The sequence below is a fragment of the Neobacillus sp. GCM10027624 genome (assembly GCF_042675345.1).
GTDB classification, from domain to species: domain Bacteria; phylum Bacillota; class Bacilli; order Bacillales; family Cytobacillaceae; genus Neobacillus; species Neobacillus cucumis_D.
This window is the reverse complement of the sequence record NZ_JBHTHD010000011.1, coordinates 75193-99750: the sequence shown is the minus strand read 5'-3', so window position 1 is coordinate 99750 and position 24558 is coordinate 75193. Positions and strand designations below refer to the sequence as shown.

The following is a 24558-nucleotide window of genomic DNA, read 5'->3' as shown; positions in this document are numbered from 1 at the left end:
TTTGGTGCGGTTTTTACTACTTTTTAATCTTCCATTGTTGAAAGGTCACCAGTAGGCAGGTTAAGCTCCCATGCCTTTAACACACGTCTCATGATTTTACCGCTTCTTGTTTTTGGAAGCTTATCACGGAAATCAATCTCTCTAGGTGCCGCATGTGCTGCAAGACCTTTTTTCACAAACTGTCTAATTTCCTCTTTCAATTCTTCCGTTTCTTCAAAGCCATCTCTTAAGGCGATAAAGGCCTTAATAATTTCCCCGCGAACTGGGTCCGGCTTTCCAATAACGCCAGCTTCCGCGACCGCTGGGTGCTCAACAAGCTTGCTTTCCACCTCGAAAGGACCAACACGTTCACCGGAAGTCATGATTACATCATCAATACGTCCCTGGAACCAGAAATACCCTTCTTCATCCATATAGGCTGAATCGCCTGAAACATACCAGTCACCAGGCATAAAATAGGACTCGTACTTTTCTTGGTTATTCCAAATTGTGTACATCATGGAAGGCCAGCCTTTTTTAATCGCAAGATTGCCCATACGGTAAGGTGGTAATTCATTTCCTTGGTCATCAACGATAGCCGCGGTTACTCCCGGAATCGGTTTCCCCATTGAACCTGGTTTAATCGGCATACATGGGTAATTTGAAATCAGCTGTGCCCCTGTTTCCGTCATCCACCAGTTATCATGAATTCGTTTATTAAATACCTTTGCTCCCCATTTTACCACTTCAGGATTTAGCGGCTCCCCTACACTTAAAACATGACGGAGTGAGCTAAGATTATATTTTTTCACAAGTTCATCGCCAGCTCCCATTAACATCCGGAAAGCAGTTGGGGCACTATACCAAACAGTAACACCAAAATCTTCAATCATTTGATACCAGGATTCAGGGCTGAAACGTCCGCCAATAATGACATTAGAGGTTCCTGTTAACCATGGTCCGAAGATACCATAAGAGGTTCCAGTAACCCAGCCAGGGTCCGCTGTACACCAGTAAACATCGTCTTCTTTTAAATCAAGAACCCATTTAGCTGTTTGGTAATGCTGAACCATTGCATTATGTACATGCAAAACTCCTTTAGGTTTCCCAGTAGAACCGGAAGTATAGTGTAGAATCATGCCGTCCGTTCTTTGAACCCATTCAATTCTTAACTCTTTCTCTGCTTCTTCAAACTTTTTCAAGAAGTCAATAACCGGTCCCTGCTCTTCAACATTTTTACCGATTACAAAAATATGCTTTAAATCAGGTAATTCACTGACAGGAACACGATCAAGCAATTCCGGAGTGGTAACAAGTACCTTTGCACCACTGTCCTGAAGACGGTCTCTGACAGCCCCCTCCATAAATGCTTCAAATAACGGACCAACAATCGCTCCTAATTTAATCGCACCTAAAACAGTGAAATAAAGCTCTGGAGAGCGAGGCATGAAAATAAATACACGGTCGCCTTTATCTACATCGCCATAGGTTTTCAAAACATTGCCTGCCTTGTTTGACAGTTCCTTCATTTCTTTAAATGTGTACTTCTCGTCCCTTACTCCATCACGATAATAAAGAGCAATTTTGTTCTTCCGGAAGGTTTTTACATGACGGTCAATCGCCTCGTAAGCCATATTTACCAATCCTGTTTCGTGCCAAGAAAATTCCTTTTCAGCCTCTTCCCAGTTAAAATTCTTATACAATTCTTCATAATTTGGTAAGTTATACTCTCCCTGAACTACTGGCAGCGCTTCCACTCTCATCTAAATTTCCCCCTTAAGTTTTATTGAGATAATTATATTACAAGTAGAGACTATTCTCAATTTTTAAAATTATTTTTTTGTATGATAATTTTTTTGAAATCTATAAAAAGTGTCTAAACATTTTGTGAAAACGCTTTTAATAAATAGATTTTTTGTATAATAGAATTATATATGAAACACTTTTCCAGGTGGTGAACAAATGGAACATAAGAAAACGTACAATGCAAAAGAATTAAAGACCCCTCACGGAAATTTAATTATAGAAGGACCAATCTCAGCGGAAAAGCTGGCAGGTTACGAATTTCATGAGGACCTTACCGCCTTTCGCCCGCCCAGGCAGCAACACCAAGCATTGGTGGGAATTGCCGATCTTACGGAAGGAAGAATTATTATCGCCAGATCTCACCATACAATTGTTGGCTATGTTACCTATCTCTATCCAGACCCTCTTGAAAGATGGTCTGAAGGAAAAATGGATAATTTAATAGAATTAGGTGCCATTGAAGTCATTCCTCAATTTAGGGGCTGTGCTGTTGGTAAAAATCTCATAATCGTGTCAATGATGGATGATGCGATGGAAGATTATATTACGATTACGACTGAATATTATTGGCACTGGGATCTAAAAGGAACAGGCCTGAATGTATGGGAATATCGAAAGATTATGGAAAAAATGATGAATGCCGGTGGACTTGAATGGTATGCAACCGATGATCCTGAAATTTGTTCCCATCCTGCAAATTGCTTAATGGTCAAGATCGGCAAAAGGGTAGATAATGAATCCGTCCAAAAATTTGACCGCCTGCGCTTTATGAATCGGTTTATGTATTAAACGAAAAGCGGAAGCGCCTTGGTCAGCCCCGACAAGCATAAGACAAGCCGGCGAGAAGGTTGCTCTTTAACCTTCTTGACGGATTGACTTATGACCTCGAGGGGCTAGGCGCTGGAGCTGGACAATGAAACTGTTTTTATGAAGGGGGATTTTCCAATGATCGTAGAAGAAATCATGAAACCAAACGTTGCAACACTTTTTCCAACAGATTCGATTAAGGATGCCTTACGCCTAATGGAATCAAAAAAAATTCGCCATGTGCCCATTATCGACTCCGAAAATCATTTAGTAGGGTTAGTTACGGTCGTAGATATCCGTGATGCCATGCCCTCTATATTTCATGCTAATGAACACTTGGAAGACTTACAAAAACCAGTTGTGACGATAATGAAAAAAAATGTGATTACGGGCCATCCGCTTGATTTTGTAGAAGAGGTGGCAGGTCTTTTTTATGAACATAAAATCAGCTGCCTTCCCATCATCAATGATCAAAAGCTAGTTGGAATTATCACAGAAACAGACCTGCTAAGGACAATGGTGGAATTAACCGGTGCCCATAAGCCCGGGTCGCAAATTGAAATAAAGGTCCCGAATATAACCGGAATGCTTTGTGAAATTTCTAGTATAATTCGAAAACGTAACGCAAATATTCTTAGTGTGCTTGTTTACCCGGACAAAAAGGATGATCAATTTAAAATACTCGTTATTCGCGTGCAATTGATGAACCCAACGGGGCTAATTGAAGATTTAAAAAAAGCAGGACACCATGTTCTATGGCCAAATCTTCCGGGGATTTCACTATGACAGATAAATGTTCATTTGTTTTTTCAGAAGAACTGCTGAATTATAAATTCAGCAGCCATCATCCTTTTAATCAGTTTCGGCTTAAATTAACAGTAGATTTACTTAAAAAATTAAATGCACTGGATGAAAAGCAAATTATCATACCCAGATCGGCAAGTGTACAGGATCTCAGCCTTATTCATGATCCAAATTATATTGACGCCGTATTTAAGGCTGGTCATGATCAGCTGTCTATCGAAATAGCAGAAAACTATGGTTTAGGAACCGAGGACACTCCAATTTTCCCAAATATGCATGAGGCCAGCTCATTACTAGTTGGCGGGACATTGACGGCAGTTGACCAGGTAATGACAGGACAAGCAGTTCATGCAGTTCATCTTGGAGGAGGTCTTCATCACGGGTTTCGAGGAAAAGCTTCCGGGTTTTGCATTTATAATGACAGCTCTGTAGCAATTAAATATCTGCAGCAAAAATATAATGCGCGCGTTTTATATGTCGATACGGATGCTCATCATGGGGATGGAGTCCAATGGTCTTTTTATGATGATCCTAATGTGTGTACCCTGTCTATCCATGAAACAGGCAGATATTTATTTCCCGGAACAGGAAACGTAAATGAACGCGGCCAAGGCAAAGGTTATGGCTATTCGTTTAACATTCCTGTTGATGCCTTTACCGAAGATGAATCATGGCTTCACTCCTATTCACATGCAATTAGGGAAGTCGCCGATTTCTTTAAGCCAGATGTTATTCTCACCCAAAATGGTGCAGATGCTCATTACTTTGATCCATTAACACATTTATCCGCAACGATGAAAATCTATCGCGAAATACCAAAGCTTGCCCATGAAATCGCCCATCAATATTGTAATGGCCGCTGGATTGCTGTTGGTGGCGGCGGGTATGATATCTGGAGAGTGGTGCCACGCGCATGGGCCCTTATTTGGCTCGAAATGACTGAAAACTCCAATTGTTATGGTAATTTACCTGATGAATGGGTCCAATTCTGGCAGAAGGATTCCCCCGTTGAATTACCTAAGGAATGGGACGATCCAGACAATCTCTATTTGCCGATTCCAAGAAAGGCAGAAATTACTGAAAAAAATTTACAGACGCTTGAAAAGGCTTTATATCCAATTCGAAATCAGCAAAAGAGTCAATCCAGCTAATATTAAAAGGGCTATCTGCAGATAGCCCTTTAATTTATTTTGTTGATTGACGATGTTCAATTCGGTGTGGAAGAACCACAGTATGCCGCTCCACTTTTTCTTTATTCATATATTTAGTCAACAGACGCATTGCCACTGCACCGATATCGTATAATGGCTGAATAACAGTTGTTAGCTGTGGACGTACCATAAGGGCCAATCTTGTATTATCCGAGGTAATGACCTCAAAGTCTTCAGGTATATTGTACCCCTTATCCTGAGCACCATGGACAACCCCAAGTGCCATTTCATCAGATGCCACTAAAATGGCAGTTGGCCGTTCTTGTGCTTCCAATAACTTTTCAAAGGCTTCAATTCCTGAATCGTATGTGTAATCTCCTTCAACAACCAATTCTTCGTTAAATGGAATCCCGGCATCCTCAAGCGCTCTTTGATACCCTTTTACCTTATTCTCTAGTTCATATAATGGACCGACGACAAAGGCAATATTCTTGTGGCCTTTATCGATAAATTCTTTAACCGAATCATAAGCGGCTTGTTCATAATTAATATTCACTGAAGGAATCGTTTCGGTTTCTTCCATAGAGCCGGCAAGCACAATAGGGACAGGTGATTTTTCAAATTCCTCTACATGTTCAGAAGTAATATTTCCTCCCATAAAAATTATGCCGTCCACTTGTTTCCCAAGCATCGTGTTAAACAGGTGTAATTCTTTATCTTTATTTTGGTCAGAGTTACTTAAGATAATATTGTACTTATACATTGTTGCAATATCTTCAATACCGCGTGCTAATTCAGCATAAAAAATATTTGAGATATCCGGGATAATGACACCAACAGTAGTGGTTTTTTTACTTGCTAATCCTCTTGCAACAGCATTCGGACGGTATCCTAGCCGTTCAATTACCTCTAATACTTTTTTACGGGTAACCGGTTTAACATTGGGATTCCCATTCACAACACGTGAAACGGTTGCCATCGAAACATTTGCTTCCCGGGCAACATCATAGATCGTCACATTCACGCTCAACACTCTCCTTAAAACGATACATTATTTTTCTTTATTTTATAGCAGTTTAACAAAGCCTAGTCATTTTCTTTTCTTTAGCTTGTTCTATTGTTTCCGCTATTTTAATTTGTGATATAATAAACAATCTTAATTATCTATTTAATGATACGACAAGAACGTAGAAGCCGCAATGAGATTCCTCTATTTTCGGAAATTTTAAGTAAAAAAACCTCCTGCACAGGTTTGCAGAAGGTTTTTTGGAAATATTTACTATCAAGTTTAAATCCGAACAAAGTTCGATGCTAGTAACTCATTGTAAAAATTGTCAAATTGTTCAAGATTCATTTGTTGTTGTGCGTCGGATAATGCTACGGCTGGATCTGGATGAACTTCAGCCATAACTCCATCAGCACCAATTGCAATCGCCGCCTTAGCAGCAGGAAGTAGTAAATCTCTTCTTCCAGTGGAGTGTGTTACATCCACCATAACCGGTAAATGTGTCTCTTGTTTCAAAATTGGTACTGCAGAAATATCTAATGTATTTCTTGTGGCACGTTCATATGTGCGAATACCGCGTTCGCATAGAATAATTTGGCCGTTGCCTTGTGCCATAATATATTCTGCTGCATTGATAAATTCTTCAATAGTTGCTGCAAGTCCTCTTTTTAATAAAACAGGTTTCTTTACAGCTCCGGCTGCTTTTAATAATTCAAAGTTTTGCATATTACGTGCTCCAATTTGAATTACATCAAGGTACTCAGCTGCCATTTCAATATCCGCAGGGTTTACAATCTCACTAATTACAGCCATATCGAACTCAGTTGCAACACGTTTTAAAATTTTTAAACCTTCGACGCCTAAACCTTGGAAATCATATGGAGAGGTTCTTGGCTTATATGCACCGCCACGCAGAAGTTTTAGTCCTTTCTCCTTCATTGCTTTTGCTACCGTTGCAACTTGCTCATAAGATTCAACTGCACAAGGACCAAAAACAAAGTGCGGTTTACCGTCCCCAATATTTTCACCTTTTAACGTAACAATTGTATCTTCTGGCTTTTTCTTTCTTGATACTAATAATGCTTTACTATGATCATCTTTTTGCAGGTCTAACCCAGCTTTAAAAATTTCTTTAAAAATGTGATCAATTGTTGAATTTTCAAAAGGACCATCATTATGATCCTTAATAACCTCCAACATTTTTCTTTCACGGACTGGATCGTAACGGTAAACTCCCTGGTTTCCCTTCACTTGCCCAATCTCTTGGACGAGTCGAGCTCTTTCATTAATTAACCTCAACAATTCCAAGTTTAATTCATCCACACGTGATCTTAAGTGATCCAATTCATTTGTGCTCAATATTTTCCCCGTCCTTTCATTGCCAATCAGATATTTATATTCATAAATACTGAACGGTGTCCTACATTTTAAAAGATTGTGTTGAAAAAAATTTTCTGTTTTTTCAATAATTAGGCTTTATTATAGCGGAAAAAATTATATTTGTCATCACTTTTTTCTTTAATGATTAAACGCTTTTAAGCGATAAAGTACTTTTAAGGATATTAAATTAAAATATGTTGATATCTGAATAATGTGATGCTTATAGAAAAATTGTACATTTTTTTAAAACGAAAGCACCCATATTATGGATGCCCTTAAATGCTACTTATTTTCACTCACTGCATCTGCTAATGAACGCTTGGTAATTTTCCAATGAGAGGCATTCCAGCGTGGCTCCCCATTTGTAAAAAGAATAGCCTGTGGTGATTCATGCTTAATATTAAATTTCTCTGCAATTTCGTTTGATAATGGGCGTGAATCCTGTACAGCTAAAAAGTAAGCAGGAATGCTATTTTCATTATCGGCAAATTTTTGATATTCCTGATATGCTGCCTGACTAACCGGACATGTTAAACTATGTTTTAAGAAAAGGAATTTCTCTTCTTTTTTCAGTAGTTCTTCAAACTGTTCTTGGGTTTCTATTTTTTCAACCATATTTATTCCCTCCAAAAAATTAAACGGTGAAGTCATTTTATCACTCCACCGTTTCTATCACAAATAATCAGTTTAGATTTTAAAAATTCTTACTGTTTTACCTTTAACTCTTCTTCATCGAGGGCTTTTTTTGCTTCGTCTAGTTTTCTCTTAATATCCTCGCTGTTTAGCGGTGCCGCTGTCTTTATGCTTACATTTTTTTGTTGGTGGGTTTGAATGGGAATATAAATGACATCTGACTTGTCCTCTTTTTCTTCCCTTGCCTTTGGTTTGATTTTTGTTTTGCTTAAAAGATCACTTGATTGTTGAACGATGCCCTGTGTAATCGATGTTGTCTTGGAAGCAAACTGGCTGCTTTTGTTCATCATATTTCCCCGCAAATCTGCGGTTTTTTCCATTATAAAACCCGTTTGGTTACTTAGTTTGTTTCGCAAATCCTTCCCTGCTTTTGGTGCAAAAAACAGTGCAGCAGCAGCACCAACCATCCCGCCTATTAAGGCGCCAAGTAAAAAACTATTACCGGAATCTTCGTTTCTTTTTTGGTTCGTTTCTCGTGTTTCGTTATCTTTATTAGACATAAAAAAACGCCCTCCTTGGCTTAACCTATATTATCTTGACCTAACTCTGCCGCTTTCACCGGGGGTAATCCTATTTTTTTCTTGTCTTTTTTCCTTCCATTTATCCTTAAGTTCAAGAATTACATTACTCCATTGAATAACTTGGGAAACCTTTTCTTTACTTTCTTCAACCTGCTTGTCAAAGGAATGGCTAATGTCCTGTAAGGTTCCATTAAACTTACTCACTGTTGTACCAACGTCTTTTACAGCATCTACAACACTATTTAAGCTTTCTGACTTATATTTCAGATCATCAGCAAGAGCATTTGTTTTTTGTAAAAGCGCGGTTGTTTCTGTTGTGACTCCTTCAAGCTGTGTTTCAAGCCCTTCAAGAGTTTTCGAAACGCTTTTCAATGTCTCCCTTAACGACTTAAGCATTTTGGAAACATAAATCACAAGTACTAAAAAGGCGATTGCAATCAATGCAACACTTAAGTATAAAATAATAATCATCGTGGCACCTCCGCTTGATTCTACCATTATGTATTACCCAACGATGTTGGGTATAAACCTCATCAACATTTTATACTACTTCAATATTTTTGTCTTGTTTTCCTGCCATCATATTTATAAAATATCGTTATTTTTCAACATTCAACCATATTCGGGTAAAATAGAGAGGTAGTATAAGAATTTTCTTTTCGGAGGCGTATGAAATGAAGGATCCACGGATTGAGAAACTAGCAAAAAATTTAATCAACTATTCTGTTCAGCTTCAAAAGGGCGAAAAGGTACTAATTGAGAATTTCGGCTTGCAGCGTGAACTTGTAACCGCTTTAGTAAAAGAAGCTTATAAAGCAGGAGGCTGGCCATTTGTTCTTTTAAAAGATCATCAAGTGGACCGCTCTTTATTACTCGGTGCACAAGAAGAACAATTTAATCTAATGGCTGAATTTGAGGCCAATGTAATGAGTCAAATGGATGCATACATAGGACTGCGTTCCGGCAATAACATAAATGAGCATGCAGACGTACCAGATGAAAAAATGAAGATTCACGGGAATACAATTGGCAAGAAGGTCCACCGTGACATTCGGGTGCCAAAAACAAAATGGGTTGTTCTTCGTTACCCAACATCCTCCATGGCTCAATTAGCTAAAATGAGCACTGAAGGATTTGAAGACTTTTACTTTAATGTCTGTAACTTGGATTACGGAAAGATGGATGAGGCAATGGATGGCCTTGTTGAACTTATGAACCGTACTGACAAAGTTCGTTTAACCGGACCGGGAACAGATCTTACCTTCTCCATAAAGGATATCCCGGCCATTAAATGTGCAGGAAGATTAAACATTCCGGATGGAGAGGTATATACAGCTCCTGTTCGTGATTCTGTTAACGGCGTGATTTCTTATAATACTCCATCCCCCTACCAAGGCTTTACGTTTGAAAATGTTAAATTAACCTTCAAGGATGGAAAAATTGTTGAAGCAGAAGCAAATGATTCAGAAAGAATCAATAAAATTTTTGATACTGATGAGGGAGCCCGCTATATCGGGGAATTTGCCATTGGGGTAAATCCATTCATTTTAAATCCAATGCAAGATATTTTATTTGATGAAAAAATTGCAGGAAGCTTCCATTTTACACCTGGTCAATGCTATGACGATGCCTTTAACGGGAACCATTCAAATATTCACTGGGATATGGTCAATATTCAACGTCCTGAATATGGCGGAGGCGAAATTTATTTTGATGATGTCCTGATTCGTAAGGATGGTCTATTCGTTATTCCTGAATTAGAAAAATTAAATCCTGATCACTTAAAATAAAAGAAAAAGGATGCCGGCAAATGCCTGGCATCCTTTTTTTAAGATAATTGCTTTTCATAAGACTCTTGGAATTTTTGAATATCTCCTGCGCCCATAAAAATAATTACACTATTATCAAAATCTTTAAGGACAGATGTATTCTCTTCTGAAAGAATCTCCGCTCCCTCTATTTTGTCCTGAAGATCCTTGATTGTAAGCTTTCCGTGGTTTTCACGTGCGGAACCAAAAATTTCGCATAAATAGGCCTTATCTGCCTTGCGTAAGCTTTCAGCAAAATCTTCAAGAAACGCTTGCGTTCTTGTAAAGGTATGCGGCTGAAAAACGGTAATCAACTGACGATCAGGATATTTTTGTTTAGCCGCTTCAATTGTTGCTTTAATTTCAGTTGGATGGTGTGCATAATCATCAATTAAAATTTGTGAGCCAATTCTTTTTTCCGAGAATCTTCTCTTTACTCCCTGGAACGTGCTTAATTGCTCCTTGACAATAGCCACATCAATTTCTTCATAGTGGCAAAGGGCAATGACAGCAAGAGAATTTAAGACACTATGGTCACCAAAAGTTGGAATTGTAAAGGAATCATAAAAAGTATTCCGGATAAACACATCAAAGCTGGTTCCATCTGTCGTTTTCACAAGATTTTTGGCTTGATAGTCATTCTCTTCTTCAAAACCATAAAACAATACAGGAACCTTTGCTTGGATTTTTTGAAGCTGCTCATCATCCCCGTATGCAAAAATCCCCTTCTTCACCTGTATAGCCATCTCTTGAAATGCTGAAAAAACATCATCAATATTGGCAAAATAGTCAGGATGGTCAAAGTCAATATTGGTCATAATTGCATAATCAGGAAAGTACGATAAGAAGTGCCTTCTGTATTCGCATGCTTCAAAGACGAAATATTCAGCACCTTCCTGGCCTTTCCCTGTCCCATCTCCAATTAAAAACGAAGTAGGTTTTGCCCCTTCCATAACATGTGCAAGCAACCCTGTAGTGGATGTCTTTCCATGGGCACCTGTAATCGCAATACTTGTAAAGTTATACATAAAATCTCCCAAGAATCGATGATAACGGACAATCGGAAGCCCCAGCTTCATCGCCTCTTGAATTTCTTCGTGGGTATCAGGAAAGGCATTTCCTGCAATAATGGTCATTCCCGGTTTGATATTTTCTTTTTGAAAGGGAAGGATCTTTATTCCTGATTGCTCAAGGGCTACCTGAGTAAAAAAGTGCTTTTCGACATCGGAGCCTTGCACTTCAAAGTTCATATCGTGCAGAACCTGCGCCAACGCACTCATTCCAGACCCCTTAATACCTACAAAATGGTAAATAGTCATCTAAAGAACCTCCAACTAACGTCTATCTGTAAAACAGTATATGACATCTTAACTTATTTGCTATAAGAAAAGCGGAAGCGCCTTGCCCAGGGGCGACCAGCATAAGACAAGCCGGCATGAAGGTTGTTCTTTAACCTTCTTGACGGATTGGCTTATGACTTGAGCCCCTAGGCGCTTTCGCTAGACACAAAAAATTTAACTATATTCTCATTGTAATCACATTTAATTATTATAACACTCTTCGTTCTTAAAAACTATTTAAGAACTGTTTACTTTTATTTCAAATTTTTCATTTACTATTTCAAAGAATATTCGGTTATCCATTTGAATTCGCCTCATAAAAGGCTTCTAAATCCGAAGCCGTAATTAAAACCTCACGCGGTTTACTCCCATTTGCACTGGAAATAAACCCATTTGCTTCAAGCATATCCATTAATCTTGCTGCACGGTTGTACCCGATTTTAAAACGGCGCTGCAAACTAGAAGTTGAGGCCGTGCCATGATCAATGATAAACTCGCAGGCTTCATAAAAAAGTTCATCCTCTTCCTCTGTCACTTGTGCCTTCTTTAAAAGTTCTTCCTGTTCAAATAAATAATCCGGTTCCTGCTGCTCCCTTACATGGGCAACAACAAGATCAATTTCTTCATCAGAAACAAATGTACCTTGCAAACGGACAGGCTTCGATGAACCATTTTCTAAGAAGAGCATATCCCCCCGTCCAAGCAATTTTTCCGCCCCGCTGATATCAATAATTGTTCGCGAATCAATTTGTGATGAAACGGAAAAAGCAATTCGTGTTGGAATATTTGCTTTGATTAAACCTGTAATAACGTCTACAGAAGGTCTTTGGGTAGCCACGATTAAATGGATTCCACATGCTCTTGCCTTTTGGGCAATACGGCAAATGGCTTCCTCTACATCTGCCGGTGACATCATCATTAAATCAGCCAACTCATCAATAATAATGACAATGAACGGCAGTTTGTCGGAATATCTCTTATGTTCCATTGCTAATTCGTTAAAGCGGTTGATATCACGGACACCTGTATGGGCAAAAAGCTCGTAGCGTCTTTCCATTTCCTCAACAGCCCATTTTAAGGCAGCTGTTGCCGCTTTTACATCCGTTATAACCGGGCTGACCAAATGTGGGATTCGATTATAAGGGGCTAATTCAACCATTTTGGGATCAATCAGCAATAACTTTAAATCTTCCGGACTAGCTTTAAATAATAAACTAACTAGGATTGTGTTAATACAAACACTTTTTCCCGACCCCGTAGCTCCGGCAATTAAGCCGTGCGGCATTTTTTTCAAATCAGTTACAATCGGTTTTCCTGAAATATCGAGCCCTAATACAGCCGTTAAGGGCGAGCTGGATTCCTTAAAAACATTACTTTGGATAATTTCATTTATGAAGACCGGCCGTGACTTTTGATTAGGAACTTCAATACCAATCGTATGCTTTCCTGGGATAGGAGCCTCAATCCGGATATCTCTGGCAGCAAGGCTTAATTTAATATCATCACTAAGGTTTGTAATTTTATTAACCTTGACACCCGGCTCAGGCTGAACCTCAAAGCGTGTAACGGCTGGCCCCTGTGTTACATTAACCACCTTTGCCCCAACGTTAAAATTTTGTAAGGTTTGGTTTAATAAATTTTCTTGGTTTTGAATCCACTCTGTATCTGTTTCAATTACAACTGGTGGGCTCAACAAAGAAAATTCAGGAAATTGATAGATATCTGCTTCCGAAATAGCCACTTCTTCAAGGACCACAGTTTTATCATAAGTGGTTGCCTCTTCTTTATGGGCCTCCGGTTCATCATGAGTGGTTGCCTCTTCTATACGGGCCTCCGGTTTATCATGAGTGGTTACCTCTTCTTTATGGGCCTCGGGTTCATCATGAGTGGTTGCCTCTTCTATACGGGCCTCCGGTTCATCATGAGTGGTTACCTCTTCTTTATGGGCCTCGATTTCATCATGAGTGGTTGCCTCTTTTTTCGGTGCAGCGTTATCTATTCGAAAAATTGGCACTTCCTTTATTTCCTCATGAACCACTTTTACTTCCTTAACCGTTTCTACCGGCTTGTTTATTTCAAGCGGTATTCGGGAATCCATGCCCAATTTTCTTTGTATTTTTCTTTCTTCCCATTTCTCCTTATCCTGCTTTAACATCATGACATTGAATGGTAAATGGGACTGTTTTGGTCTTGGGTTCTCCGTATCCACCTGAACGGTTTCTACACTTATTTGTGGTGGTAAGTTTTCAGGTTCAACCGCTTGAACAGGAGGAATCTCTTGATCACGATCAGGTATAGAATCTGGAACATTTAAGAAGGGCTCCAACTGACTTGAATTTTCCTCTTTTTCAATCTCCTCAATTAACGGACCAGGTTCTGTTACCAGGAGAACAGGATTTTCATTTTGTTCCTGTGGTGGGACCTGAATCTCTTCCATCATTTTTTGACTGTTTTGGAGTGATTCTGTTTCCTCTTTTATAAACTGAGTCAGCTCGTGCTCAACAACGATTGAATTGCTGGTTTTCACAGGTTTTTTAAAACCAAAGACTGGGGATGGAATTTCGGTTGCATGAAAAGGTCTGCTTTTTTTTGGCTCCTGCTCCTTTTGTATTTTAGGAGCTGGCTTTTTCTCTTGCAGAACCTCAAAATGCTCTGTCTCTTTTCTTTTTTGATGTCTTTCTGTTCTCTTCTTTGAAGCTGTACCTTTATTTTCGATTGACTTTTCATCCTGGATAATGGGTAAACGAATTTTCCCTTTTGGATATTGGTAGGAAATACGGGCATCTATATCCCTGCCGCCTTCCTTATTTTTTAAAGAAGGAAGGTCTCTCATTTCATTATGTATTCTAGAATGGTTCGATTCATATTCGTAATCATTTTCATCTTCTTCATCATTTTTAAACCTTTGAAAAAAGTTTTGGATCCAGCTCAAAACTATCACTCTTTCTACTTTCATCTATTATTCTATTTTAGCAGTATTTGATAATATTTCGACAAGAAATCTAAAAATCAGTCGAAATATAGTGGAATAGGGTGGAATTCTTAAAATACAAATGAAAAAAGACCACTTTTTGTTGTGATCCTTCCTCATTTTTGTCACTTATTTTTTCCTAAAATGAAGATTGGTTCCAGTTCCCCATCCTCGTACAAAAATGACAATGCCGTGATGGGCACATGGCCATTAGCAAAGAAGCTCATCGCTAATTGTGCTAGAACATCATAGCCTCTGTCATTTCGAATATCTGCAATGACCAGCACATCCTGATGCGGTACAGCTAATACCATTGTTCCTGAAACTTTCTTTTGCATCTCATTTAAAAAGCCTTTATTTAAAATCCGGCTGGCATCATAACCATCATTTGTGTTAAGGAAATAAAAGACATTTCCAGCAACATTATCTTCTTTTAATGGGGTTGGAAGGGATCTGACATTAAATAACGCAATTTCTCTTATCCGATTTGCTTCCCATCCCTCATTTTCCAGCACACGTGAATCAATTAAACGATACGTTTTTCCCATATCAATCACATAATAGATTTTCGTCTCCGCTGTATGCTCATCGGCTAAAAAAGGAACACCCTCTTCTGCTTCAGCTGGAAATGATGTAGAACGAATAACAGGGAAAATATTTTTCTCGTGGTTTGTTAACTGGATTTTATCTTCCATCGCCTTTAGGCCTTCTTCAACATAATAAACCACTTCATCAATCGCTTTTTCTTTATTGGTATGCCAATTAGCAATTATTCCAGATAAAGAAACCGTAATTCCTTTTCCAGCTGCAGAATTTTCGATTCGGAGCTGATCATTATCACGGTCATACGTAAAGTTCCGACCAGGAGCCGCCAATCGCTGTTCTAATTCTTTTCGCATTTTTTTACTATCCATTTTCATCCTTATCCCTCCATATCAAAGGAGATGCGCACTTATTGTAACATGAAAAAACTCCATCTCAAAGGAGACGGAGAGAGAAACGAAATTATTTTAGGCCATTGATGAAGTTTTCGATTTCTTCTTGGGTTTTTCGATCCTTACTAACAAAGCGACCGAGTTCTTTCCCATTTTCAAAGCCAATAAAGCTCGGAATTCCAAATACATCAAGCTGCTGGCAAAGATCAATAAACTGATCGCGGTCCACATGAACAAAAGTATATTCCTTAAAATTTTCTTCGATTTCAGGCAGGAACGGTTCAATGAAACGGCAATCCCCGCACCAGTTTGCTGAAAACATAAAAATCGTTTTTCCGTTATCCCTAAGTTGTTCAAATTGCTCCATAGACTCTAAATTTTTCAATTTCATTACCTCCTGCTTATTTTTTTATTGAATGAACAATCTGCATCATCGTTTTAGTGTCCATTGCTAAACTGCTTGTTTTGGTTTGAGTGGTCATCTTGGTTCCGCCAATTCCTACCGTAAGTTCATTCAAATCATCCTTCAAATGTTTGACCAAGATAAATCCAAGTTCATTGTTTTTCTTAAATCTTTCATTTGTATCTAGATGCTTATATTGTGCCACTGTTGCTTTGTAAACTACTTCACTTGCCGAATCTTCTTGCGGATTATTAAATAGTATAAATGTTTTTGAACCATTTTTTAAAATAATATTATTTGGTGATTTATCATTTATCTCATAGCCAAATGGCAGGTAAATTTGGAATTCTCCGCTTTTTTTATTTGGCTTCTTCGTGTCTTCATTAAAAGTAGTTTTGACAGTTTCAACAGCAGTCTTACTTGCCTCTTTCAATGATTGCTTCCCGCAGGAACTTACTATGAGAATAGCTAGGATACAAATAAAAATTGTCTTAAAGAATTTCAGATGATTTCCCTCCTTTTCGACCAATTCCTATATACATCATACCTTTCACTTTATTTACATGACAAGGTATTTGACGATATTTGTTGTCGAAACAAGGAGGAATTTCTTTATTCCCTGTTTATTTGATAGGTGTATTGTCCAACTAGCAGCTTCACAATATGGGTAAACATTTCATCCCGTTTAATGAATCCATTGGTAAAAATTCCGATTGCACCTTCTTTTTTACGGACATTTTCCTTGTTGGAGAAATCCTCCATTACTGGCCCTAATTCTTCTCCTGCCCTCAAACGTGTCGCAACTTCTTCAGGGAGCAGGATTCTTGCTCCTCCAGCAATAATCGGTTCTCTGCCTTTTGCAGCAAGTGCACCCCAATTTACAATCAATAACCCATGTTTGGATTCTTGCACACCGCCTTCAAGTCCAATACCTAGATCACCATTTCCTTGTTCTAGTGCCCCTTGTGCCCGATTGATTGCTCCTTGAATTGTTTCATCATCCGAAAACGGTTGGTCACTTACTTCTGACGGGATATCTAAGGAGAGAAACTCCGCTTCTGTTTCAACAAATGCTTTTTTAACTGCAGAAATTTTAGCAGGGTTCTTTGTTCCGATAATGATTTTCATGGTGCCGCTCCTTTTTCGCTAAAAAGAGGCATATCAAAATGCCCCCTCTTAATTTTTAACTATTTGCTTTTATAGAATCCACCGTTGATTTATCACATGCTTTTACAAGTTTGACTAATAATTCTTTAGCTGCGGCATAATCATCGACATGGATAATGGAAGCATGGGTATGGATGTAGCGAGAGCATATACCGATTACTGCGCTTGGAACCCCTTCATTGGACAAGTGAACCCTTCCTGCATCTGTACCGCCCTGCGACACGAAATATTGATACGGAATTTTATGGGTTTCAGCCATATCGAGGACGAATTCTCTCATTCCACGATGGGTAACCATTGAGCGATCAAGGATTCGCAGCAAGGTTCCCTTTCCTAACTGGCCAAATTCAGACTTCTTCCCTGACATATCATTAGCAGGGCTTGCATCTAGTGCAAAAAAGATATCAGGATTAATCATATTTGCAGCAGTCTGTGCACCTCTTAATCCAACTTCCTCTTGGACAGTAGCTCCGGAATACAGAGTATTTGGCAAAATTTCGTCTTTTACTGCCTGAAGTAGTTCAATCGCTAATCCGCAGCCATAACGATTATCCCAAGCCTTTGCTAAAATTTTCTTCTTATTGGCCATTGGAGTAAACGGACAAATCGGTAAAATTGCTTGACCTGGCTTGATGCCAATCTGCTTCGCATCCTCGCGGTCATCCGCACCGATGTCAATCAGCATATTCTTGATTTCCATCGGTTTATTTTTCTTTGAATCATCGAGTAAATGAGGAGGAATTGAGCCCACGACGCCAATGACCGGGCCATTTTTCGTCATGATTTGAACCCGCTGTGCTAAAAGAACTTGGCTCCACCAGCCGCCAAGTGTTTGGAAACGAATCATCCCGTTATCGGTAATGGAGGTAACCATAAAGCCCACTTCATCCATATGTCCTGCTACCATTACGGTTGGACCACTCTCATTACTCCTTTTCACGCCAAAAATACTTCCAAGGTTATCTTGGACAATTTCATCCGCATAAGGTGTTAGTTGTTCCCGCATAAATTTTCTCACAAGATGTTCATTTCCAGGAGCGCCGGGAAGCTCTGTCAAGGTTTGAAAAAGCTTTAATGTTTGTTCGTTCATTTTCAAACTCCTTAAAATTTATTTATGTATAAATTTATTTTACAGAATCATTTCCTTGATGACCAACATTTCAAATCGCCAATGGTTATATTATGTTCAGACCATTAAATACGATATACTAAAAGGAGAATTCTTAACCGAAACGTTTTCATTACTAAATCATATTTCGGAGGTGCAGAAGGTATGAACTGGAAATCATTTATCCTTGGTGCGGCGGCTGGAGCAATAAGCAGTTTAGCAATAAGAGAAATCATTTCAAAAAATTCAACAGTTTCACCTGAGCGGGTATTAGAAAATGTAAAAAAACAGTTTAAACAAAACGGAGCCATCAACGGGTCATGGATACATATGGAACCTGTGCCCTACGAAAAGCAACAAATTCATTATCAAGTATATAAAGGCGGCATATCCAAAAATAACGAAGGTACAGCCGAGCAATATGAATTTGTCGCTGATGCTAAAACGGGAACGGTCATAGACGTTCATGTCACAAAGTAAATAGAATAAAAATGGGCCGCACCACGATAGGTACGCCCCATTTTTTTAGCTTCTTTTAATAGCATCCGTTATTTGTCCATCTGAACCCCATTTAACTGCACGATAAAAAGCATCATGATAAAATGTAAACCAGGCATTTTTGTCAAGGGCATATGGCAGCCATTTTTCTTTCGCGGCAATCGAATCCATTGGATAATCGTCATAGGCCATTACCCATAGTACATTTTGATGGGCATGAGTTGCCAGTAAATCCGCCATATGAATGGCGACCTCATCGCCATCTTCAATAAGTAAAATCGAATGTCCGTTACTATGTCCGCCGGTATGAATCAAGGTCAGGGAACCTAAGCTCCACTTTTCATCAAAAGGTATGACTTGTTTTTCAATTGCCTGCCAATTTTCCTTCCAATATGTATTTTTGGAGCGAATATTAGGGGTGCGCATTTCATCCCATTCAATTTTTGACGTGATAATTTTCGCATTTGGAAAAGCTGAAACATATTCCCCATCAACAAGTTTCGTAAGGCCGCCGGCATGATCAAAATGCAAATGTGTCATAAGAACATAATCAATTTCTTCCGGCTTTAATCCAACCTTTTCAAGAGATGAATCCAATTCCGATTCTTTTGTTACCCCGAAATTCCGCAATTGTTTTTCTGTTAATTTTCCTTTTCCGATTCCGGACTCAACTAATATTTTCATCCCATCCATTTGGATTAATATCGGATCTGTCGGACATTCAATTTGGTTTTTTTCGTTAGCTGGATATTTTCTATCCCACAATATTTTTGGAACTACACCAAACATCGCACCGCCATCCAGGTTTGTTACTCCTCCGGTAAGCCATGTAAGCGCTACCCTTCCAATTTGTAATTTTTCCACGGACCTCTCCTCCTCTTCCTTTATTTTACCATTATCTGATAATTCAGGAAAACAAAAAAAGACAGCCCTATAAAGAACTGTCCTTTCCTTCATTTTGATATTTTACTTCAGAGCGGTAAATGCGGTTACCTTTTTCAGAGAATTTTTGTTCATATTCTGTCATGATATTCCCTTCATACTCACTGTTATGAAGGTCGAGACTGACATATTTCAATAATAAACCGTATTCCGAAAAGCTCATTAACGAATATTCAAATAAACCTTGATTATCCGTTTTAAAATGAATTTCTCCACCATCAACTAAAATGTCCTCATATTTTTTCAAAAAGTCTTTATACGTCAATCTTCTTTTTTCATGACGTATCTTTGGCCATGGATCAGAAAAATTCAAATATACTCGGGTCACATCGTTTTTTGAAAAATATTTTTCTAAATCACCCGCATTAACATTTAAAAGCTTTAAGTTCGGTAAATCTGCTTCAATCAAGCGATCTAATGCGGCAACAATCACGCTGTCATATATCTCAATCCCCATATAATTAATATCCGGGTGAGCCTTCGCCATTTCAGTGATAAAACGGCCTTTGCCTGTTCCAATTTCGATGTGAAGCGGTTGATCTTTCACAAATGCTTCCTTCCATCTTCCTTTAAAATCTTCAGGATTGGGAACTATATATTGTGGGTGCTGCTCTATTTTCTCCTTTGCCCAAGGCTTATTTCGAAGTCTCATTTCTACACTCCTAAAAATATTTTCGTTCAAACTTTAACATGCTATGATCCGTAAGCGCAAGGCGAATCTTTTGGAAATCAAGTAACTTAGATGCAATGTATAAACAAAAAAAGAATTCACAACCTAACTGTGAATTCTACTTATTATCACTTGAAAGGGTGTTACTCTATGCCATTAAGTCACCAAGACCAAGTTACGTTACTAAAAGATATATTAAGCAATCATCAAACAGATTGCTGTGGATCTGTTGCTGAATGTGAACAATTGGAACGTTTAGTAAAATCCCTAATGGTTAATACACAAGTCGATCAAAATGTAAAAAGCATTTTGCAGGAAGTTTATCAATACAGCCAAAATGGAGCTCAGACTGCTGATTTAGACCAACATATCCTATCAAACCAAGAAAATCTATCCGGGTGGGTTAGTAATATTGATCAATTCTCATAATTAAAGAATAACATTTAAAAACTTAACCCACTTATCCATTTCCTGAAATCTACTTTTATTTTTATGCCATTGTATGGAAGATATGGTTTGAATCGCCACATACCATTTCATTCTCAGTCTTAAATCGTCTGTTAACATTTTTCCATACATCGCTAACCATTGATCCCAGCTTTCTTCTGAAATATACCAATAAAGAAGTAATCCTAAATCAATAGCAGGGTCAGCAATCATAGCACCGTCCCAATCAATCAAATACAACTGGTTGTTTTCATCGAGCAGCCAGTTGTTATGATTAACATCACCATGGCAAACAACCTTTTCCTCACTATAAATATTTGATACTTCTTCTTTTAAAAAGTCCATTGTTTTTTGCACTTCCGGTAATCCAAGGACCTCTGAATCTAATTGTGATTGCACGGATTGAAAAATCGTTTCAGGAGACATTGCCTTTTTTTCCAGGCGGCTTAACATGCCTAGCATTGGCTCTGAGCGATGAATTTTCTTCAGAAGCTTTGCGACGACTTCTTGATCCATTTCAGCCGGCTTAAGTTCTCTTCCAGAAAGCCATTGCTGTGCTGTTATCACATCACCATTTTCCAATCGTTTTGTCCAAACAAGCTTCGGGACAATGCCTTCAGCAGATAAGACTGCAAGAAATGGAGAGGAATTACGTTTCAGAAAAAGCTTTTGATCCTGATACTGGGCAAAAAAAGCTTCTCCAGTCGCTCCACCAGCCGGGACAATTTTCCATTCTTGTCCAAGTAAATGTTCCAAAATTGTTCACCTTCAATTATGACCGTTCTAATGGGATACTAGCCCATTTTATTCCGAAGTAAAATCCTTGCTGCTGGAAGGTTCTTTCTTTACTTGTAATACTTCACAGCTTTAAAAATTAAGGAGAATTTATACTAAATAATAAAAAATAAAAAAAGCTATTGATATCATTTCACACAATAGCCATCTTAATAAATTTTATCCTCAAAGAGCTTTTTTCGTCAAGTAAATCTAAAGAATCTATTTTTTCGCAAAAATATTTATACTGATTGGTTGAATTTTTATTTCTCCCCCAGATATTCTTTTGCTCATAGAAATCCCTGCCTCATTATGGTCAGCTAACACGTACCATGATCCTTCTGGAAGGCTGATTATTTCTTCATTTTTTCTTGGATTTATGACAAGAATGACTTCACGATATTCTCCATTTTTATTTTGATAGACAAAGCTGATAAGCGGAGCGTGAAGGGGATTTTGTTTCATGGATGAGCGGATTTCCTCAGCGGTACGTAATCTGAAACAGGATAACTTTTTTCGAATTTCTATTAAACCTTTTAAATATTGAACATTTTTTATATATTGGCTTTTTCGATTCCAATCCAGTTGGTTTATAGAATCTGGCGATCGATAGCTATTCCCTTCACCTTGCTTCGTGCGGAAGAATTCCTGGCCACTATGAAGAAAAGGAACTCCCTGTGATACAATCACCAGGGCTGTTGCAAGCAAATGATATTTTATTCGAATGGATTCATCTTCAGTAGGATAGCATGCTAATAGTTTATCCCACATCGTATGATTATCGTGGCATTCCACATAATTGACTGTTTGAGAAGGCTCATTAAATAACTTATTTTCTCTTTTCACAACCCCAACACTGCCGGCAATTAAATCGGCTGCTGCCTCATAGTGATGTTCATTTCCAAAGGCATATCCTTTATCAAATAAATTAAAGGTACTCCCTTTAATCGTATCCCGGAATTTATCATTAAATTGAGCAATAGTGGGAAGTTTGGACTGGTTTTGAATGATCGCTTTTTTATCAAGCGGAAGTGGCGTATTTAAATTCCAACCCTCACCAATTAACAGGATCCCCTTCGCCAATCGATCACACATCTTTCTTACTTCAGAAATGGTTCCCACATCAAGAATTCCCATTAAGTCAAAACGAAAACCATCAATATGGTATTCTTCCAGCCAGAATCGAATGGAATCAAGGATAAACTTTCTTACCATTTTTCTTTCCGATGCAATATCATTTCCAACTCCTGTACCGTTTGACGGCATCCCGAATTCATTATGACGGAAATAATAGCCCGGTACTATTTTTTCAAACGGGGAGTTTTCACGACTGTACACATGATTATATACGACATCCATTATTACCTTTAAACCTTTATAATGAACTTGATCAATTAACTGCTTTAGTTCCTTAATTCTGGAATAGGGATCAGTCGGGTCGGTAGCATAGCTTCCATCAGGGGCATTAAAATGTACAGGGTTATAGCCCCAGTTATATTCCTTTTTTGCTTCTAGTTCATTTACCCCGGCAAAATCATGAAAGGGTAAAAATTCAATATGGGTTATTCCTAAATCTTTTAAATAAGATAGACCAGTAACGTCTCCTTCTTTTCTTTTTGTATCAAATTCCCCGGCACCAAGATAAAGCCCTTTGTGCTTTACACCACTATTGGGGTGAACGGTAAAATCCCTGATATGTGTTTCATAAATGAGCGCATCGACTGGACTTTCCAATTCAGGCAAAGGGATTTTCGGCCTCGTCGTTTTTTCCAGCTTAACGATTACTCCTCGCTCCCCATTGACCGAAACTGCTGTAGCATAGGGGTCAACAGCTTCCTGCCATACTTGATTCACAAGGACAAGAAAAGTATAGTGATGATATTCTAAATTGCGATGGACTACTGCGGACCAAACCCCTCTATCCTTTCGCTTCATTTTTACAATTTCAGCATATGAACCATTAGGCTGCCGTAGTTTGACTTTCACTTGAGTAGCAGTCGGTGCCCATAGTTTAAATTGGGTATAAGTTTCCGTACATTTTGCCCCAAGATCATCCCCATCGTAATAATATTTGTTATCGAATAATTCTGTACGAATCACTGCACCTATTTGTAGATCTGTTTTACCACCATGCTCATCCAATATCCAATATACTTTTCCAAAACTAATTTCATGTGCAAGCTGACAAACATATTTATTATTATTTTCGATTCGTCTTTTCTCGAGTATCTTTAGGGGCTGTGTCTGAATTCCATCACTTATCGAAAATGTTGCAGACACACCTTGGTGATATGAAAGAGGAAGAAGAATCGCAATGATCTTCATCTCATCCAAGTAGGCAAGAAAATTTCGTTCACTGGAAATCATTCGAATCCCTCTCTTTCAAACCAAATTCCTGTAAATTTTGTTTTCCTGTCAGAATTTTTAATGCCTTTGATTTGAGCTGTATCTTTATCGGAGTATAACCAATAAACTCCCCATCAGCATGGGCAAAAAGGGGGGCTGATGATTGAATATAAATATCCTTGCCTTTAAACATTTTTACTTCTTTAAAAAGAACATGTTTTCCCCAAAAAACACTAATAAATACTAACAACAGTTTCAGCCTTGATAATTGATGGACAACTGTAATATTAAAAACACCATCATTTGGCTTGGCATCCGGTGCAATCTTCATACCGCCGCCATAAAAGGGTTGATTAGAAACTGTGACAAACCATGTATGTTCAAATATATGCGTTTTACCATCAATTGATAAACGAATTATTGAACGTTTATACGTAAAAAGTTTAATCAATAAAAAATAAACATATACTAGCCTTCCCAAGGATAGGCTATTTAAGACGGATTTAATCTTTGAACGATTCACATCATATGAAATCAGTGCATCAAATCCAACACCCATATTGTTTATAAAATAGCAAGCTGTTTGATTCCCACTATCGATTTTCCCAATATCAACGCCGGCTTCCTTTTGCATTAAACGGAGTAAAGCATTAAGGGCCTGCTTCGGTTTAGAAGGAATTTCAAATCCTCTCGAAAAATCATTTCCTGAACCTCCCGGAATAAATCCAAGAGTGATATTATTATAGTTTACAACTCCATTCATCACTTCATGCATGGTTCCATCACCGCCAAGTGCAACGATGATGGTGTGCTCCTCACTACGCTCCGCAATTTGCGATGCAAGTGTTTTTGCATGTCCAGGGGAATTCGTAAAAAACGCCATATAGGGTAATTGCTCGAGTTTTAATTGGCTCTCAATCTTACTCCAGATTTTTTTACAGGTCCCGTTTCCTGCCTTGGGATTAATAATAAAGTAGATGGTTTTCATACCGAATCAACCTT

At 38.4% G+C, this 24558-nt stretch carries 24 protein-coding genes; 6 read left to right on the top strand and 18 right to left on the bottom strand.

Going from position 1 to position 24558, the window contains the following annotated elements; all coding sequences use genetic code 11:
• Positions 1 to 23: 23 nt before the first annotated feature.
• Positions 24 to 1742, bottom strand: a complete 1719-nt coding sequence (acsA, locus tag ACFQZ9_RS16695; protein WP_498944662.1) for an acetate--CoA ligase — start codon at positions 1740 to 1742, stop codon at positions 24 to 26.
• 199 nt (positions 1743 to 1941) lie between these two features.
• Between acsA and ACFQZ9_RS16690 the strand changes: the two genes are divergently transcribed.
• The 3 genes from ACFQZ9_RS16690 to ACFQZ9_RS16680 all read left to right on the top strand — a co-directional run bounded on the left by ACFQZ9_RS16690 (position 1942) and on the right by ACFQZ9_RS16680 (position 4547).
• Complete coding sequence (locus tag ACFQZ9_RS16690; RefSeq protein ID WP_498944661.1) at positions 1942 to 2574, top strand: N-acetyltransferase; 633 nt, start codon at positions 1942 to 1944, stop codon at positions 2572 to 2574.
• A gap of 156 nt (positions 2575 to 2730) precedes the next feature.
• Positions 2731 to 3378, top strand: a complete 648-nt coding sequence (locus ACFQZ9_RS16685) for an acetoin utilization AcuB family protein (RefSeq protein WP_498944660.1) — start codon at positions 2731 to 2733, stop codon at positions 3376 to 3378.
• A complete protein-coding gene (locus tag ACFQZ9_RS16680; RefSeq protein WP_498944659.1) occupies positions 3375 to 4547 on the top strand; it encodes an acetoin utilization protein AcuC in 1173 nt (390 codons plus the stop codon). The genes ACFQZ9_RS16685 and ACFQZ9_RS16680 overlap by 4 nt, the downstream gene beginning before the upstream one ends.
• A gap of 34 nt (positions 4548 to 4581) precedes the next feature.
• On the opposite strand, the gene ccpA is transcribed toward ACFQZ9_RS16680, so the two are convergent.
• The 5 genes from ccpA to ACFQZ9_RS16655 form a co-directional block, all read right to left on the bottom strand.
• Positions 4582 to 5571, bottom strand: a complete 990-nt coding sequence (gene ccpA / locus ACFQZ9_RS16675) for a catabolite control protein A (RefSeq protein ID WP_026572169.1) — start codon at positions 5569 to 5571, stop codon at positions 4582 to 4584.
• Positions 5572 to 5835: 264 nt separating this feature from the next.
• On the bottom strand, positions 5836 to 6912 hold the full coding sequence (locus tag ACFQZ9_RS16670; RefSeq protein ID WP_198309450.1) for a bifunctional 3-deoxy-7-phosphoheptulonate synthase/chorismate mutase: 1077 nt from the start codon (positions 6910 to 6912) through the stop codon (positions 5836 to 5838).
• Positions 6913 to 7215: 303 nt separating this feature from the next.
• Positions 7216 to 7548, bottom strand: coding sequence for a thioredoxin family protein (gene ytxJ, locus ACFQZ9_RS16665; protein ID WP_498944658.1), 333 nt, complete (start codon positions 7546 to 7548; stop codon positions 7216 to 7218).
• A gap of 89 nt (positions 7549 to 7637) precedes the next feature.
• The gene (locus tag ACFQZ9_RS16660; protein WP_498944657.1) at positions 7638 to 8126 is read right to left on the bottom strand and encodes a YtxH domain-containing protein; all 489 of its coding nucleotides are present in this window, start codon (positions 8124 to 8126) and stop codon (positions 7638 to 7640) included.
• Positions 8127 to 8156: 30 nt separating this feature from the next.
• A complete protein-coding gene (locus ACFQZ9_RS16655) occupies positions 8157 to 8618 on the bottom strand; it encodes a DUF948 domain-containing protein (RefSeq protein WP_498944656.1) in 462 nt (153 codons plus the stop codon).
• A gap of 203 nt (positions 8619 to 8821) precedes the next feature.
• On the opposite strand from ACFQZ9_RS16655, the gene ACFQZ9_RS16650 reads away from it, so the two are divergent.
• Positions 8822 to 9937 carry an aminopeptidase gene (locus ACFQZ9_RS16650; RefSeq protein ID WP_498944655.1) on the top strand — a complete coding sequence of 372 codons (1116 nt, stop codon included), beginning with the start codon at positions 8822 to 8824 and terminating at the stop codon, positions 9935 to 9937.
• A 38-nt stretch (positions 9938 to 9975) separates the two neighbouring features.
• Here ACFQZ9_RS16650 and murC read toward each other — a convergent pair whose 3' ends face one another.
• From murC to ACFQZ9_RS16615, 7 genes are all read right to left on the bottom strand, one after another.
• A complete protein-coding gene (murC, locus tag ACFQZ9_RS16645) occupies positions 9976 to 11274 on the bottom strand; it encodes a UDP-N-acetylmuramate--L-alanine ligase (protein WP_498944654.1) in 1299 nt (432 codons plus the stop codon).
• A gap of 316 nt (positions 11275 to 11590) precedes the next feature.
• Complete coding sequence (locus tag ACFQZ9_RS16640) at positions 11591 to 14227, bottom strand: DNA translocase FtsK (RefSeq protein WP_498944653.1); 2637 nt, start codon at positions 14225 to 14227, stop codon at positions 11591 to 11593.
• A 164-nt stretch (positions 14228 to 14391) separates the two neighbouring features.
• Positions 14392 to 15186 carry a DUF1444 domain-containing protein gene (locus ACFQZ9_RS16635; protein WP_498944652.1) on the bottom strand — a complete coding sequence of 265 codons (795 nt, stop codon included), beginning with the start codon at positions 15184 to 15186 and terminating at the stop codon, positions 14392 to 14394.
• An 85-nt stretch (positions 15187 to 15271) separates the two neighbouring features.
• Positions 15272 to 15586, bottom strand: a complete 315-nt coding sequence (locus tag ACFQZ9_RS16630) for a thioredoxin family protein (RefSeq protein WP_498944651.1) — start codon at positions 15584 to 15586, stop codon at positions 15272 to 15274.
• A gap of 16 nt (positions 15587 to 15602) precedes the next feature.
• Entirely contained in the window at positions 15603 to 16037 is a 435-nt protein-coding gene (locus tag ACFQZ9_RS16625; protein ID WP_498944650.1) for a hypothetical protein, read from the bottom strand.
• A gap of 179 nt (positions 16038 to 16216) precedes the next feature.
• Entirely contained in the window at positions 16217 to 16732 is a 516-nt protein-coding gene (locus ACFQZ9_RS16620) for an inosine/xanthosine triphosphatase (RefSeq protein WP_498944649.1), read from the bottom strand.
• 55 nt (positions 16733 to 16787) lie between these two features.
• Positions 16788 to 17861, bottom strand: coding sequence for a M42 family metallopeptidase (locus ACFQZ9_RS16615; protein ID WP_498944648.1), 1074 nt, complete (start codon positions 17859 to 17861; stop codon positions 16788 to 16790).
• Between the two features lie 183 nt (positions 17862 to 18044).
• Between ACFQZ9_RS16615 and ACFQZ9_RS16610 the strand changes: the two genes are divergently transcribed.
• The gene (locus ACFQZ9_RS16610) at positions 18045 to 18359 is read left to right on the top strand and encodes a PepSY domain-containing protein (protein ID WP_498944647.1); all 315 of its coding nucleotides are present in this window, start codon (positions 18045 to 18047) and stop codon (positions 18357 to 18359) included.
• Positions 18360 to 18404: 45 nt separating this feature from the next.
• Here ACFQZ9_RS16610 and ACFQZ9_RS16605 read toward each other — a convergent pair whose 3' ends face one another.
• The gene (locus tag ACFQZ9_RS16605; RefSeq protein WP_498944646.1) at positions 18405 to 19241 is read right to left on the bottom strand and encodes an MBL fold metallo-hydrolase; all 837 of its coding nucleotides are present in this window, start codon (positions 19239 to 19241) and stop codon (positions 18405 to 18407) included.
• A gap of 67 nt (positions 19242 to 19308) precedes the next feature.
• Positions 19309 to 19971: a tRNA (guanosine(46)-N7)-methyltransferase TrmB gene (gene trmB / locus ACFQZ9_RS16600; protein WP_198309463.1), complete on the bottom strand. Its 663-nt coding sequence runs from the start codon at positions 19969 to 19971 to the stop codon at positions 19309 to 19311.
• 168 nt (positions 19972 to 20139) lie between these two features.
• Here trmB and ACFQZ9_RS16595 point away from each other — a divergent pair, with 168 nt between their 5' ends.
• The gene (locus ACFQZ9_RS16595; RefSeq protein WP_026572154.1) at positions 20140 to 20418 is read left to right on the top strand and encodes a YtzH-like family protein; all 279 of its coding nucleotides are present in this window, start codon (positions 20140 to 20142) and stop codon (positions 20416 to 20418) included.
• On the opposite strand, the gene ACFQZ9_RS16590 is transcribed toward ACFQZ9_RS16595, so the two are convergent.
• The 3 genes from ACFQZ9_RS16590 to ACFQZ9_RS16580 all read right to left on the bottom strand — a co-directional run bounded on the left by ACFQZ9_RS16590 (position 20419) and on the right by ACFQZ9_RS16580 (position 24544).
• Positions 20419 to 21192: a phosphotransferase family protein gene (locus tag ACFQZ9_RS16590; protein ID WP_498944645.1), complete on the bottom strand. Its 774-nt coding sequence runs from the start codon at positions 21190 to 21192 to the stop codon at positions 20419 to 20421.
• 240 nt (positions 21193 to 21432) lie between these two features.
• Positions 21433 to 23577, bottom strand: a complete 2145-nt coding sequence (pulA, locus tag ACFQZ9_RS16585; RefSeq protein WP_498944644.1) for a type I pullulanase — start codon at positions 23575 to 23577, stop codon at positions 21433 to 21435.
• Positions 23564 to 24544 (bottom strand): diacylglycerol/lipid kinase family protein, encoded by a 981-nt coding sequence (locus tag ACFQZ9_RS16580; RefSeq protein WP_498944643.1) that lies wholly within the window; start codon positions 24542 to 24544, stop codon positions 23564 to 23566. Before ACFQZ9_RS16580 ends, pulA begins: the two co-directional genes overlap by 14 nt.
• Between the last annotated feature and the right edge of the window lie 14 nt (positions 24545 to 24558).